Genomic DNA, 13098 nt, shown 5'->3' with positions numbered 1-13098 from the left:
TTTTTGATGAGACTGCGGCTGCATTCGACACATTCTCTGTCGCCTTAACGGAGAGCGCGGGCAAGTTTTGGCTAACCACGGCCGAGGAAGAGTCACGAGCGGTCGCAATCCAGTATCATGCGGCTTACTTTCCGTCATTTACCTTTTCCCATTAATAAGCGACACCAGCACGTCTGCCAACAAAAAGCTCATCTTTCAGACAGGTGTATGCGAAGTGCGCCGTGTCACCAGTTGAGATGCTTGTTCCATCGACTGGCAGCCTATCCGCTTCTACACGATAGTTTGCAGTCACAGGGCCATCCGGCAAGTAGGTCGGACAGACGATAGTCCAATCGAGGTCCGAACGCTGCAGCATCTCATAAGCCGTGCGGTGCTCACTCGCTGCTCTCGTCAGCTTCCGTCTGCTCTCTGACGACTCATAGCGCAGCAGATGAGGCTCAGTCCGGCTATTTAGAATACCGGCTGTTCCGATCGTGATGATGCGAGAGATGTTCGTTTCCTTCATCGCCTCGATTATGAGCGGCGTCGCTTCTGATAACAGATCGCCGCCATCTGTCGACAATGCGCTCACTACGGCATCACATCCGTCCATGGCGCTCAAAAGGTCACCTTTCGATCGAGCGGAACCGATCACCGTTCGGATGTGGCCGGCGAGCTCAACAGGAAGTTTGCTGCTATCGCGGAGAAGTGCGGAAACAGAATGGCCGTCAGCTGCTGCTAGTTTAAGGATATGCAATCCCGTGCGGCCGGTTGCTCCTAGTACACATAAGTTCATCGTCCAGCTCCTTTAAAAAAGTTGTACGTGTTGTGCCATTTATCTTATCATGAATAAGAACGGCATTTCTTTCAAATTCCAACAATTTTCGGCAGGATTGTCAGTATTTCTAGAGAAAATATGAAATATAGCATAGGAGAGCTCAATATGAAGATGTTGAAATATATACTTATTACGATGTCGGCTATGATGATCGCAGGCTGCGGCAGTGATGACGAGGGCTTCAGTGAAGTCAAATCAGGACATGAGCAGCATGATAATCACAAACCGACACTCGATGCGAGTGTCGAGGTCAAAGGCTCTAAAGCGCTGATCAGGATTAAAACAGATATGGAGATCTCCAAGAAATCATATGGCGGAGAGAAAAAAGACGGACAAGGGCACATTCACATGTATGTTGATAACGGTGAGAAGCAAGGCATCACATCTACACCTGTAGAGCTGAATAACCTTTCACCAGGCGAGCATGTCGTCAAAATCTCTCTTCACAACAATGATCATACGCCGTTTGATGTAACAGAGAAACTGACATTTACCATAAAGTAAATTCTTGTGTAAGTAGGGTGGAGAATATGCTTCAACAATTGAGTTTGCCCAACAGAATCGTCTTCATGTTTTCTGCTGCCATTTTTCTTACGATTGCTGCTGTTATTGCATACGATACATACAGTTTGCAGCGAGCGGTGAAAGAAACATACGTCCGCCAGCTGGAAGGCATCACCACGACCATCAACGGCCGGTATGAAGAGTCCCACTCCATACAAGATGTGCAGCAGACGTTCGATTATATTAAGCATCGAGAAGATAAAGTGCTTATGCTCGCACTTCACGGCCCTTCAGAAAAGGACTATAGCATATTAGCTTCTACCAACCGCGAAAAAGTAGGCGCTGCAGCACCGAAAGAGCTGCAGCCTTCTTTTAAGGATGGCAAAACACTGATTGCCTACCTTAACACGAGCACTGACAGGCCGCTCGTCCGTCTCGTTGCACCGCTTACGGAGGATGGAGTGACGATTGGCGCAATCGAGCTGCTGCTTGACTCCAGTGAAGAGCAGATCATCGTGCAGAAGCAGCTGCAAAAATCTATCGTCGTCGGCATCACGACCGCCTTTCTTCTGATTTTCGTATTATGGTGGTTCATCCGGCGGCTGCTTGTCGAGCCGCTGCTGCAGCTGCAGCAGGCCGCTAAGCAGGTTGAAGAAGGGAAGCCGTACATCCCGACATCCTTAAAAGGAAGCCAGGAAATCGTGCAAGTCGGGAAAGCGTTTAACGAGATGGTGAACAAGCTCGAGCTGCGCTATCTCGAAAGCATCACTGATCCACTGACGGGCGTGTACAACAGCGCCTATTTTAAGCGTGTCCTAAACGAAGAGATGGCAAAAGCGAAAAAACAGGGCGGGTCGATGGTGCTGCTGTTTTGTGATGTAGATAACTTTAAAATGCTCAACGATAATGAAGGTCACGTCTACGGAGATCAAGTGCTGAAGACAATCGCAGAAACGATACGGAACAACGTTCGGAGCAGTGATGTCGTCTGCCGATACGGCGGGGAAGAATTTGTTATTATTCTGCCTGACTGCTCACAGTCAGATGGTTTGAAAATTGCCGAAGATATCCGCCAGATGGTCGCGATATACGGAAGCCACAGCCTTTTGACGCCGGTCACGATCAGTATCGGACTCGCAGCTTTTCCAAAGGACGCTGATGAAGGGACACTCGTTCATATGGCGGACAGGGCGATGTATGCTGCAAAAACGAACGGAAAGAACCTGGTCGTTTCAGCGAGCGAGCTGTCGCACTATAAAGAACAAGAATACAACAGGCGCCGGACGAATTCGAACTGGCACTTGAACACGATCGTATCATTAGCCCGCGCGGTAGAGGTGAAAGACTCGTATACACACAGCCATTCGGAAATGGTATCGCGGTACGCCTCAGCTATAGCGAGCACGATGGGGCTGCCAGACGAAGAAGTGAAAAAGGTAGCGGTTGCCGGGCTGCTGCACGATGTAGGCAAGGTCGGCATCCCGGACAGCATCCTAAACAAGGAAGGAAAGCTGACGGAAGAAGAGTACGCGATCATGAAGGATCATCCCGTCCTCGGCTTTAATATTTTATCGAGCGTCGAGGAGTTCCAAGACATCCTGTCATACGTGCTGTATCACCATGAACGGCCAGACGGAAAAGGGTATCCAGAGCAGCTTCGTGAAGAAGCCATCCCGCTCGGGGCACGGATCATCGCCGTCGCCGATGCGTTCCATTCAATGGTGTCGCAGCGTCCATACCGCAAGAAGCCGCTCACGATTGAAATGGCGGTACAAGAGCTGCTGCGCGGCAGAGGAAGTCAGTTCGATAAAGATGTCGTCGACCTGTTCTTGCCGATTATCGATGAGATGAAGGAAGAAAGCAGCCAGTCTGCGAAAGAAGATGTAGATGTTAAATAGTGAATGAAGAAGCTGCCCTTTTGAGAAGGACAGCTTCTTTCTGTGTTTAGGACTCGTGCTGGTGGGTCGTGGCTCGTGGTGGGGCGTGCAAATAAAAAGAGTTTGGTGCAAATAAGCGTGTCGAAAAATAAATAAAATTTCGCCGTGCAAACAAATTTTTGGATCTGCAAATAAACGATCCTGATTTGCAAATAAATCTCGCAGATTCGCAAATAAATGCTCAAAATCCGCAAATAAGTCCAAAAGCATATTTTAAACTAGCTTATTCATTCTTCATATCTATCTTCCAGATCATATGGTCGTCGCCTTTTCCCCAATAGTCATGGAGCAAATAATCAGGTTCACCGAATTTTCGTGTCCAAATTTTCTGAGCTTCTTTAAATCCGCTGTCGAGGCAGCAAACCTCCTCACCGATCTCTATAAGAGCGGCCGATATGGATTCGACGAGCTGGCTGCCGATGCCTCGACCCTGAAAATCGGGGTGGACGTATACCGTTCCGATCTCCTTTATATCGCGATACGATACGTCCGCATGGCTTGTGATCAAATGGCTTGCCGGGCCGTATTCAATCGTGCCGACCACGTTACCGTTCAAAAAAGCCGCTAAAAAATAGCGATCCCGGCCAAGCGATGCAAAATCTGCTGCCAAATATCGTTCCTTTTCTTGTAATTCGTTCTCTAAATCGTCGTGTCGATCGCCCAGTCCTTCTTTTTGGTATGTATCGGTCAATACGGTTCGGAAAAAGTCGTGAAGTGCTGGGGTATCGGCTGTCTGTGGCCTTCTGATATGAATCGTCAACGGTGTATCCTCCTTTTTTTCACAACTGCCATAATTCAACAGAGACCAGCTAATTCCTTCCGCGTGAGCAACATTCAAGATATCCGGCTAGCAAAGTGGTAGTATGGGAATATTGATTTGAAGGAAAGGGTGTGAGGGGTGATGGAGGAGAGTAAAGGAGCAGGATCTGCTATCCAGGAAAACCGCATTATTCCGTTATGGAGTTTGACCGTTTGGCTTGTGGTGATGAATACGACGATGTTTAATGTCGCGCTGCCAAGCGTGATTAAGGAGTTTGAGCTGACACCTGCGACCGGATCGTGGATCGTGTCAGGCTACTCGATTGTGTTCGCGCTTTCGACGATCACCTTCAGCCGTTTGAGTGATTTCATTCCGATCGGAAGGCTGCTGCTCACGGGTGTAGCGATATTGGGGCTGTCGTCAGCGGTCGGATTCTTTTCTGACAGCTTCGCCTTTTTGCTGGCGAGCCGCGTGCTGCAGGCGATGGGCGCAGGTGCTGTCCCGGGGCTCGCCATGGTTCTTGCTACACGATATATCCCCGTGAAGCGCAGGGGGAAGGCGATGAGCCTCATATCGTCAGCCGCTTCGCTCGGTTTCGGGCTCGGCCCGGTGATTGGAGGGGCGGTCACGCAATATTTGGGCTGGAACGATCTGTTTCTCGTAACCGCCCTTGTGCTACTGCTCATCCCGTTATTTAAAAAGTACCTGCCTGTTGAACAGCCGAAAAAAGGGGAGTTCGACTTGATCGGTGCCTTGCTCACAGGAGTCGGCGTTTCAGCACTGCTTCTCTTTTTATCGACGTTTAATGTGATGTTGTTCTTGGTAAGTGCCGCTGCACTCGTCACGTTAGTTGTCTTCTCTAAACGCAAACACGATCCGTTCATCCAAATTTCGCTGTTCGCCAATAGACGGTACCGGTCCATTTTGCTCGTTGGGCTGATGGCGTTCATGACGCATTTTGCTTTTTTATTCGTGATGCCTGTGATGCTCGCGAAGCTGTTCGGCCAGGCGCCAGCCTCCATCGGCTTCATCATATTCCCGGGTGCGATGCTCTCTGCGCTTGCCGCTACGTATATCGGGCGATTCATAGACCGCTTCGGAAATCTGCCGATCATGCGATTTGGTTTGGCATCGCTGTTTCTGTCTGCTGTGCTTTTCACTCTTTTCGGAACGAAAGCACCGGTCATGACGGCCATCTTTTATATGTTCACGAGCGTTGGGTTCTCCAGTCTTACGTCTAGCTTGGCGAATGAAGCATCAAGAATCCTACACAAGGATGTGGTCGGAACCGGAATGGGGCTCATGCAGCTTGTCCAGTTCTTTGGCGGCGCGTTTGGTGTAGCGGCGGCCGGTTTGCTCGTTGATTGGCAGAAAGCACTGGAGCTGACCGATGTTTTCCGCAACATCTTCTTGTTCTTCACCTTGCTGCTAGTACTGGCTTATGCGGTCTATTATTTTGGAATTTACAAAAACAGAGAAATGGCCGAAAACGAATAATACAAGCGTCGCATTTGGAGAAATGACGCTGTGTGACACATGAGGAGTGCCTGCTGGGTGCTCCTTTTTTTCGTATTTGGCGATTTGCGCCGATTATGATTTAGCTTGTACAATCGGTAAAAAGATGTGTCAGGAGGCTGCCCATGCCAATGGAATGCAATGCCGAGCTCGCCGAATCGCTTCAACGGTTCCGAAGAATTTTGATTTTGTATGATGACAGCATGGAATCGCTCCCCATTTTTACGAGTTACGTCCGTTCACTGCTTCAAATCCGAACGAAAGGATTTTCGCTGCCGACGCTTGAGATCATGTCTGTCATGCGGGAAGAAAAGCCTAACATCGTCTACTATATGCGCCATTATTCGCCTGATGACACGATTCGCATGCTCTCCCTTTTAAAGATGGATTACAAACAAGCGAAGCGGAAGCTTGAACAGCTCTCGGAATACCGGTCGATCACAAAAGTAAAACGCTTCAGGCGATAAGGGTTCACAGTTGCCTCGATCCCACAATAATCGTTATCTTAAGGATAAGGTCAAAGTGGAAGGGAACGATGTTGGTGAAAAAGAGAGTAGGCTTTATCGGAACCGGTGTGATGGGGAAAAGCATGGCCAAGCATCTCATGAAAGCAGGGCATCCGCTCACTGTGTATACTCGGACGAAAGAGAAGGCAGAAGAGCTTGTATCAGCAGGCGCACAATGGGCGTCCAGCCCGAAAGAAGCTGCAGCTGCTTCAGATGTGGTAATCACGATGGTCGGCATGCCGTATGACGTTGAGGAAGTGTATTTCGGTAGTGAGGGGATCATCGAGAATGCAAAGCCTGGCACACTGCTTGCAGATATGACAACGTCCAGTCCCGCACTGGCGCAGCGCATTGCTGAAGCGGCGGAGGCGAGAGGACTGTTTGCTGTGGACGCGCCGGTTTCTGGCGGAGATATCGGCGCGAAAGAAGCAGGGCTGTCCATTATGGCAGGAGGATCGGCCGAAGCGTTCGCACTCGCTCAGCCTATTTTCGAGCTGATGGGTACGAACGTCGTTCATCAGGGAGGTCCGGGTTCTGGTCAGCATACGAAAATGTGCAATCAGATTGCCATCGCCTCAGGCATGATTGGGGTTTGCGAAGCGGTTTTATACGCGGAGAAAGCGGGTCTCGATCCTGAAAGCGTGCTAAAATCAATCGAATCAGGCGCAGCTGGCAGCTGGTCTCTTTCCAACCTCGCGCCTAGAATGATACGAGGCGATTTTGCGCCAGGCTTTTACATCAAGCATTTTATCAAAGACATGAACATCGCCCTGCAGTCGGCAGAAGAAATGGGGATGCTCACACCGGGCTTGAAGCTCGCCCGTGAGCTGTACGGAAAGCTTGCCGAGAACGGCGAAGAAAACAGCGGCACACAGGCGTTGTATAAGCAGCTGAAAAACATATAAAACAGTAAGAAAAAAAGACCACATGCATGAACAGCAACTCAATTGGTAAAGGTGCTTAACAATTGAGGTCAAGTTCAATGGCACGTGGTCTTTTTTTACAGTGTTTTCGTTTGAACCATGCTTTTTCGTTTCTTTATCAATAAAGTAAAATAGGACGCGCCGAATGCAAGGGCCGAATAGATGAGAATGGGAACGTAGCCCACCTCTAATAGGTTGAGAAGCTGTAGCATCACAAGCACGACCGTGATGGCGACAGGTGTAGCAAGCACTTTTTTTGTCAAAAGTGCACCCGCGCTCGATAGTATGATGGCAGCGATCGGCAACAGGATAAAGAGTAATAGGAAAACCATTTCAATCATTTTGCGACCTCCATTTATCATTATTCTACTATTCTATTCTCTGTGATTCGTATCATTCCTTCTCTAGATACTGCTGCTTATCGCTTTCTTCTTCTCACAACAGCCAAGACCGTCCCAGCGAGCAGTACGGTGCCGATTCCGCTGTATGTCCATTGTTCAGAGGAAGAGAGCGGCATGTTCAACGATTGATTATCATCAGGAGGAGACCCTTTTCCTAATGCGTGCAAATCTTCTCCTGCATCCTTCAGCAGGGCCGTTCGCGAGCATAGCCCTGTGTGCAGCTCGCCATCGTGATCATAGGCATAGATGATGTACTCTTTTCCAACAGCGAATTCATAGCCGCAGCTGGCCGATTGTTCTGCTGTATAAATCAGCATGTGTTTATTTTTGCTTCCTTTCCAGATTGTTTGCGTCTCTATTTTCACTGCCCGTGATTTCTCGATAAAACCAGTGCGTGTAATCTCGGTCACCTTGCCTGAGAAAACCGCATCTGCGTTTTTCAGAGCAGCTTCTGGATCAGGGTTTGGCACGCAGCTGCAGGCTAATGCAGTGTTCGTCTGATAGATCAGGGCAATGGACATGAGCAGAAGAAACACAAGCCCAGCACGCAACAATAGATTCATTACCAAATTCCCCCTTTTCTCATTTAGACGGTCTAGAGAGCGCAAGAGTTTCATTTTTTTCTTTTTTATGACCTCATCATTTTTAATGAGGTGGGTTCATATGCTGGTCTTAGAAGGAAGGGAGGCGGGAGGATGGGTATTAAACTGATCAAATGGTCTGTGCTTTATTTTGTGATTGGTGTTGGCGTGGGGATGTATATGTCGATCTCACATGATTTTGCCCTTAAGCCTGTGCATGCACACGTGAACTTGCTCGGCTGGACAGCGATGACTCTCGCGGGTATTTTGTATTACCTGTTTCCTGCGGCAGAAAGCAGCTTGCTCGGGAAGATCCATTTTTGGCTTCATAACATCGGTCTTCCGGTCATGATGGGGGCACTTGCAGCATTCGTTTACGGGTATGAACAAGCAGAGCCGCTTATCGGCATTGGCGCGACAACGATGGCAGCAGGCGTCCTCCTTTTCGCAGTCAACGTCTGGAAGAATGTGAAGCCCTCCGCCAAAGATTAAATGCTTTAGAGCAGAGCCGTCTCAATAACTTGAGGCGGCTCTTTTCATGGGGTCCGGTACGCATCTTTTACAATGCTGAAAACAGGACTTCTCCTCTCAGACATCGAAAGTCATAACAAGAGTATGTGGCGGAGGGGATAAATGTTGAAGCGGATGATGGGTTTGTTTTCGATCGTGTTGCTTTTGTTGGCAGGCTGCAGTGAGGATAAACCGGAGTTAAAGCCGTTGAAGGACAAGCTGTTAGAGCTTCAAAGCCGAGAGAAGGATGGCTATCCGAAATATTATGCAGCAGTGGAGAAAAAAGTGGCCGAAAAAGCGCTGCCTTTTCCGGTCTCATTGCCGAAAACCTATCCGTTTAAAGGAAAAGCCGCCCAGTCTGTGATTACAGACTGGGGAAAAAAGAAGAAGCTGTCGGTGGAGACGGGCATTTTACCCGTGAAAGAAGAACTGCCATATTATATGGCGATGTACACCTTTAACCATCCGAACAAAGTCTCGCAAAGCATAAAAGACAAGCAGTATGATGACATAACGGAGCTGGAGGACGGGACTGAGGCGTATATGACCTCCAATGACAGCTATGTTTCGGTCGGCTGGCAAGAGGATGGATACGAGTACTTGCTCGAATACGCGGCTTCAAGCGGCACCCTGCCGAAGTCTGCGAAAAAAGATGTGTTGAAGGCAGCCAGTTCCGTGCCGAACGACTAGAAGAGAGATTGTTACATGAAAGGGGATCGTTTGAATGGAGAAAAACATCCCAATATGGGCCTATGAAACGATTGAGCTGAAAAAGCCGGATCCGATGTGGATAGAGAAAGGTGTTCAGGAGAGAGATGAACTCTATCACATACTTACATCGTTTGGTGTTAAACAAGTTGAGCATGTTGGCAGTACAGCTATTCCTAACCTGCCGGCGAAACCGATTATTGACGTCATGGCAACATTACCTTCGTTTGAACTGATCAACAACATAGCGGAAAAGCTGTCTTTATACGATTGGCACTATATTCCGCCCGAATTGGATAAACAGTACTATAGACGATTTTTTGTAAAAGTGAAGCACAACAAGCGCGCAGCCCATTTGCATCTCATGTTAGAAGGAGAAAAACGATGGGGTGATCAGCTTACATTTAGAGATACATTAAGAGCCAATGCACACCTTGCAGCAGAATACGCGGCAATAAAGTGTCAATTAGCACAAAAATTCAGAAATGACCGTGAACAATATACTCAGGCGAAAACAGCATTTATTCATAAGGTGCTGTCACTGTAAAGGTTGCCGCTCTTTTCATAAAAATTTGGTATGCTATGATATGGGAGAAAAGGAGGAGAGTGCTCATGCAGAAACTCCTGTTTGAACAAGCGTGGGACCGCGCTCTTTCCGGCGGTGACCGTGATCATATCGTGAGCGTGTTTGAAGAGACGAGGAATGCGGCACCAGAATCAGCGCTTTCGGCTGTTGTGCTGCGGAAGGCGGTAAACCATAAAGGCGAGCGGTTATTGACGGTTCTGCTGCATAACCGAAGTCAGGAAGAAGCGGTGTTCAATGACCGTACCGTGGCGATGAGAACAGATAACGGACAAGCTGAGGAAGCGTTATTCACGCTGCCCGTAGCTGTACTGGCGCATCACAGCATGCCGTGGACGTTCATCTTTCCTGCGGCTGTTAGCAATGAAACTTTTTTGAATGAAAACATCACATTAATTTTTTAACAGAAGAAATGGAGAGAAGCTGGTTTTGAGAACGATTATTTGGTTTATTTATTTTTGGCTTGTGCTGCCGTTTACCGTGCCATCGCTATTGAAGGTGAAGAAACTCGACAGCAAAGGGCACCGTGAAGAAAAAGAGAAAGTCGTCGATCATACGGTAAAATGGTGGGCACGTTCGCTTGTGAAGCTTGCCGGCGTTAAAGTGAAGGTGACGGGCGAGGAGCATATTCCGGCAGACACGGCCGTGCTGTTCGTTTCCAATCATCAAGGAAACTTTGATGTGCCGCTCATGCTTGGATTTATTCAGAAGCCGAAAGCCTTTATCTCTAAAATAGAAGTAAAAAAAATGCCGCTGATCGGTACGTGGATGGAGCAGATGAACTGCTTGTTCATGGATCGCAGCAATGTCAGGCAGTCGCTTAAAGCGATTCAAGAGGGCGCACGTTATTTGGAAAACGGGACGTCGCTCGTCATCTTTCCAGAAGGGACGCGCAGCAAAGGCGGTCCTATGGCCGAGTTCAAGGGAGGCAGCTTCAAGCTGGCGACCAAGAGCGGGGTGCCGATCGTGCCGGTGACAATCAACGGCTCATACAAAATCATGGAGCAGCAAAAGTTCTGGATCAAACCTGCTGAGGTGGAACTGATTGTCCATCCGGCGATACTGCCAGAGGGCATGGATGCGAAGGAACTGGCGGCGAAAACACAGGAAGTCGTGCAGTCTGGGCTTGCTTCCCGTTAAAAAACAAGAACCGCAGCTGGTTTGCTGCGGTTCTTGTTCTGTAAAAAGCAACGCGCGGTCGGAATTCGACAATCTGCGGGCGAATTTCTAGCACGTGCGGCCGACATGCGATCACCATCAGGCAAGTTAAAGGCTTTTGCGGCTAAGATTACAGCCCACGCGGCCATCCTGACGTAATTTTCCAGACCCGCCTCCGAAAAACCGCTGCAAAGACCATGCCTATGCAGCGGTTTTTACAATCATTATCGGTAATTAATAAACTGAACGTCGATCGGCAGGTTCGCCTCGCGTACTGCTGCAATCACTGCCTGCAGGTCGTCGCGGCTTTTGCCTGTGACACGCACCTGGTCATCCTGAACCTGGCTTTTTACTTTCAATCCAGAGTTCTTGATCAGCAAATTAATTTTTTTCGCGTTATCTTTGTCGATGCCTGTAACAAGCTTCGCGCGCTGTCTGACCGTTCCGCCAGTTGCCGGCTCGATCTTGCCGTAATCCAAGTTTTTCGTTGGCACATCGCGTTTAATAAGCTTCGTGATCATCACATCCTTCAGCTGCTCGAGCTTGTACTCGTCATCGGAAACGAGAATCAACTCCTCTGCCGACTTATCCAATTTAATGTCGCTTTTACTTCCCTTAAAGTCATAGCGGTTCGTGATTTCCTTCATGGCAATGTTGATCGCGTTATCCACTTCTGAAAGGTCCACTTTTGATACGATGTCAAACGATGCTTCTTTACTCATAGCAATCCCTCCTAATAAAATCTCTACATTATGAAACTATTATATAAAAACAAACGTATACTTACTAGTTTGTCACATTCCAACTCACACTAAACGGTTACGAATGACAAAAATTATGATACAATGATGATTGCTTCGACAAAATTTTTGTTAATTTAAATTTTTATGGCAATTTCACCATAGATGGGGGTCTCGTCTTGCTTCATTACAAAACATACAAACATGAGTCAGCAGAGGACTGGGTCGTTTTTGTCCATGGGGCAGGCGGCAGTTCTTCAATCTGGTACAAACAAATCCGTGAATTTAAGCAGCATTTTAATATACTATTACTCGATCTGAGAGGTCATGGGAAATCAAAATCTGACCGCATCTTAATGAAAACATATTCGTTTGAAGAAGTGAGCCGCGATGTGCTGGAGGTGCTCGAATACCTGCGCATTCCTAAAGCTCATTTCGTCGGCATTTCACTCGGAACGATCGTGATTCAGACGCTTGCCGAAATGAAGCCTGAATGTGTGGCGTCCATGACTCTTGGCGGTGCAGTAACGAAGCTTAATTTCCGCTCGCGGCTGCTGATTGCGGCAGGCAACATGTGTAAATCATTCATTCCGTACATGTGGCTGTATAAGCTGTTCGCGTGGGTGATTATGCCGCGCCAGCGCCACGTAGAATCTCGTTCGCTTTTTATAAAAGAAGCGAAAAAGCTTTGTCAGAATGAATTCAAGCGCTGGTTCAAGCTGACACTGAAAATCAACCCGTTCCTTCGCGGTCTGATCGACCGGGAGATCTCGATTCCGACGCTTTATATCATGGGAGAAGAAGACTACATGTTTTTGCCGCCGATTCAGGCGTTCATCGACAAGAAAAAGCATTCTAAGCTCATTACGTTCTCTGATTGCGGCCATGTGTGCAACGTCGACCAGCCAGAGCAGTTCAACGAAACAAGTATCGATTTCATCAAAAAACACCTGTTAAGTGCAAAACCTGCAGCGGTGTAAAGAATCAAACAAGGACCACGCATGTGATGTCATGCAAAAGGTCCTTGTTTTTTGTTATTCATTCTCGTGGTATCATTTACCAAGGGGTGAGATATGAAAAAGCTGATAATGATTGTGATGAGTTTATTTTTCCTCTTTGCAGTGATGACAGTAGTTATCGAGTATAACAAAAAAGCGGCATTTGGCACGGATATTGAGGAAGCGTTATATCACTCTGACAAAAATACGTATAGCATTCAGAAGATACTGCATAAAGAAATGTTCGCAGAAGAGAAGTATGGATATATTTTATTTTTAACAGATGATCCAAGGCCTTATGATTCCATTGTGTTAGCTGAGTTTGAAAAAACCATTGTCGGGTAGGAATTAACTAGAACCGTTCTTTCTTCATTGGAAGGATTTATATCATCAGAGGACGGAAAAAACAGATTAATTTTTGGTCTAGCACCTTCAGATACGGAAACGGTAACGATAG

General features: G+C 47.7%; 17 protein-coding genes. 12 read left to right on the top strand and 5 right to left on the bottom strand.

The genetic code is table 11. The features are described 5' to 3' along the window. Positions 1-151: 151 nt before the first annotated feature. Entirely contained in the window at positions 152-775 is a 624-nt protein-coding gene (locus ACFQPF_RS08135; protein ID WP_379748399.1) for an NAD(P)-dependent oxidoreductase, read from the bottom strand. Between the two features lie 147 nt (positions 776-922). Between ACFQPF_RS08135 and ACFQPF_RS08130 the strand changes: the two genes are divergently transcribed. Both ACFQPF_RS08130 and ACFQPF_RS08125 read left to right on the top strand, forming a co-directional pair. Further along, positions 923-1321, top strand: coding sequence for a hypothetical protein (locus ACFQPF_RS08130; RefSeq protein WP_379748397.1), 399 nt, complete (start codon positions 923-925; stop codon positions 1319-1321). Positions 1322-1347: 26 nt separating this feature from the next. After that, a complete protein-coding gene (locus ACFQPF_RS08125; protein WP_379748395.1) occupies positions 1348-3219 on the top strand; it encodes a diguanylate cyclase in 1872 nt (623 codons plus the stop codon). 262 nt (positions 3220-3481) lie between these two features. Here ACFQPF_RS08125 and ACFQPF_RS08120 read toward each other — a convergent pair whose 3' ends face one another. After that, positions 3482-4018 (bottom strand): GNAT family N-acetyltransferase, encoded by a 537-nt coding sequence (locus ACFQPF_RS08120; protein WP_379748393.1) that lies wholly within the window; start codon positions 4016-4018, stop codon positions 3482-3484. A 141-nt stretch (positions 4019-4159) separates the two neighbouring features. Here ACFQPF_RS08120 and ACFQPF_RS08115 point away from each other — a divergent pair, with 141 nt between their 5' ends. The 3 genes from ACFQPF_RS08115 to ACFQPF_RS08105 all read left to right on the top strand — a co-directional run bounded on the left by ACFQPF_RS08115 (position 4160) and on the right by ACFQPF_RS08105 (position 6944). Continuing rightward, complete coding sequence (locus tag ACFQPF_RS08115; RefSeq protein WP_379748391.1) at positions 4160-5515, top strand: MFS transporter; 1356 nt, start codon at positions 4160-4162, stop codon at positions 5513-5515. Positions 5516-5658: 143 nt separating this feature from the next. After that, positions 5659-6000, top strand: a complete 342-nt coding sequence (locus tag ACFQPF_RS08110) for a hypothetical protein (protein ID WP_379748389.1) — start codon at positions 5659-5661, stop codon at positions 5998-6000. Positions 6001-6044: 44 nt separating this feature from the next. Then, complete coding sequence (locus ACFQPF_RS08105) at positions 6045-6944, top strand: NAD(P)-dependent oxidoreductase (RefSeq protein WP_379748491.1); 900 nt, start codon at positions 6045-6047, stop codon at positions 6942-6944. 95 nt (positions 6945-7039) lie between these two features. Here the strand turns inward: ACFQPF_RS08105 and ACFQPF_RS08100 are convergent, their stop codons facing one another. Together ACFQPF_RS08100 and ACFQPF_RS08095 are read right to left on the bottom strand one after the other, a co-directional pair. Beyond that, complete coding sequence (locus ACFQPF_RS08100) at positions 7040-7303, bottom strand: DUF2651 family protein (RefSeq protein WP_379748387.1); 264 nt, start codon at positions 7301-7303, stop codon at positions 7040-7042. A 77-nt stretch (positions 7304-7380) separates the two neighbouring features. Further along, positions 7381-7926, bottom strand: a complete 546-nt coding sequence (locus tag ACFQPF_RS08095; protein ID WP_379748386.1) for a hypothetical protein — start codon at positions 7924-7926, stop codon at positions 7381-7383. Positions 7927-8058: 132 nt separating this feature from the next. Between ACFQPF_RS08095 and ACFQPF_RS08090 the strand changes: the two genes are divergently transcribed. The 5 genes from ACFQPF_RS08090 to ACFQPF_RS08070 all read left to right on the top strand — a co-directional run bounded on the left by ACFQPF_RS08090 (position 8059) and on the right by ACFQPF_RS08070 (position 10885). Beyond that, entirely contained in the window at positions 8059-8436 is a 378-nt protein-coding gene (locus ACFQPF_RS08090) for a cytochrome-c oxidase (RefSeq protein ID WP_379748384.1), read from the top strand. A 141-nt stretch (positions 8437-8577) separates the two neighbouring features. Further along, positions 8578-9144, top strand: coding sequence for a hypothetical protein (locus tag ACFQPF_RS08085; protein WP_379748382.1), 567 nt, complete (start codon positions 8578-8580; stop codon positions 9142-9144). Positions 9145-9178: 34 nt separating this feature from the next. After that, positions 9179-9709: a GrpB family protein gene (locus tag ACFQPF_RS08080; RefSeq protein WP_379748380.1), complete on the top strand. Its 531-nt coding sequence runs from the start codon at positions 9179-9181 to the stop codon at positions 9707-9709. Between the two features lie 65 nt (positions 9710-9774). Further along, positions 9775-10149: an SLAP domain-containing protein gene (locus tag ACFQPF_RS08075; protein ID WP_379748378.1), complete on the top strand. Its 375-nt coding sequence runs from the start codon at positions 9775-9777 to the stop codon at positions 10147-10149. A gap of 25 nt (positions 10150-10174) precedes the next feature. Next, a complete protein-coding gene (locus ACFQPF_RS08070; protein ID WP_379748376.1) occupies positions 10175-10885 on the top strand; it encodes a lysophospholipid acyltransferase family protein in 711 nt (236 codons plus the stop codon). 242 nt (positions 10886-11127) lie between these two features. Here the strand turns inward: ACFQPF_RS08070 and ACFQPF_RS08065 are convergent, their stop codons facing one another. Further along, the gene (locus tag ACFQPF_RS08065) at positions 11128-11625 is read right to left on the bottom strand and encodes a YajQ family cyclic di-GMP-binding protein (protein WP_379748374.1); all 498 of its coding nucleotides are present in this window, start codon (positions 11623-11625) and stop codon (positions 11128-11130) included. Between the two features lie 197 nt (positions 11626-11822). Here ACFQPF_RS08065 and ACFQPF_RS08060 point away from each other — a divergent pair, with 197 nt between their 5' ends. Together ACFQPF_RS08060 and ACFQPF_RS08055 are read left to right on the top strand one after the other, a co-directional pair. Continuing rightward, complete coding sequence (locus ACFQPF_RS08060) at positions 11823-12623, top strand: alpha/beta fold hydrolase (protein ID WP_379748371.1); 801 nt, start codon at positions 11823-11825, stop codon at positions 12621-12623. Between the two features lie 93 nt (positions 12624-12716). Further along, positions 12717-12986 (top strand): hypothetical protein, encoded by a 270-nt coding sequence (locus ACFQPF_RS08055; protein ID WP_379748369.1) that lies wholly within the window; start codon positions 12717-12719, stop codon positions 12984-12986. The last annotated feature ends 112 nt before the right edge of the window (positions 12987-13098 follow it).

Origin of the sequence: Fictibacillus iocasae (assembly GCF_042665465.1) — a bacterium.
In the GTDB taxonomy this organism is placed as follows: domain Bacteria; phylum Bacillota; class Bacilli; order Bacillales; family Fictibacillaceae; genus Fictibacillus; species Fictibacillus iocasae.
The sequence above is the reverse complement of the archived record's forward strand: the minus strand, read 5'-3'. Positions and strand labels throughout refer to the sequence as shown.

Bases quoted from the DNA above. Each gene is read 5' to 3' on its own strand.
- ACFQPF_RS08110 (WP_379748389.1), top strand. From the start codon at position 5,659: ATGCCAATGGAATGCAATGCCGAGCTCGCCGAATCGCTTCAACGGTTC.
- ACFQPF_RS08135 (WP_379748399.1), bottom strand. From the start codon at position 775: ATGAACTTATGTGTACTAGGAGCAACCGGCCGCACGGGATTGCATATC.
- ACFQPF_RS08115 (WP_379748391.1), top strand. From the start codon at position 4,160: ATGGAGGAGAGTAAAGGAGCAGGATCTGCTATCCAGGAAAACCGCATT.
- ACFQPF_RS08090 (WP_379748384.1), top strand. From the start codon at position 8,059: ATGGGTATTAAACTGATCAAATGGTCTGTGCTTTATTTTGTGATTGGT.
- ACFQPF_RS08130 (WP_379748397.1), top strand. From the start codon at position 923: ATGAAGATGTTGAAATATATACTTATTACGATGTCGGCTATGATGATC.
- ACFQPF_RS08125 (WP_379748395.1), top strand. From the start codon at position 1,348: ATGCTTCAACAATTGAGTTTGCCCAACAGAATCGTCTTCATGTTTTCT.
- ACFQPF_RS08055 (WP_379748369.1), top strand. From the start codon at position 12,717: ATGAAAAAGCTGATAATGATTGTGATGAGTTTATTTTTCCTCTTTGCA.
- ACFQPF_RS08085 (WP_379748382.1), top strand. From the start codon at position 8,578: ATGTTGAAGCGGATGATGGGTTTGTTTTCGATCGTGTTGCTTTTGTTG.
- ACFQPF_RS08100 (WP_379748387.1), bottom strand. From the start codon at position 7,303: ATGATTGAAATGGTTTTCCTATTACTCTTTATCCTGTTGCCGATCGCT.
- ACFQPF_RS08065 (WP_379748374.1), bottom strand. From the start codon at position 11,625: ATGAGTAAAGAAGCATCGTTTGACATCGTATCAAAAGTGGACCTTTCA.
- ACFQPF_RS08095 (WP_379748386.1), bottom strand. From the start codon at position 7,926: ATGAATCTATTGTTGCGTGCTGGGCTTGTGTTTCTTCTGCTCATGTCC.
- ACFQPF_RS08080 (WP_379748380.1), top strand. From the start codon at position 9,179: ATGGAGAAAAACATCCCAATATGGGCCTATGAAACGATTGAGCTGAAA.
- ACFQPF_RS08075 (WP_379748378.1), top strand. From the start codon at position 9,775: ATGCAGAAACTCCTGTTTGAACAAGCGTGGGACCGCGCTCTTTCCGGC.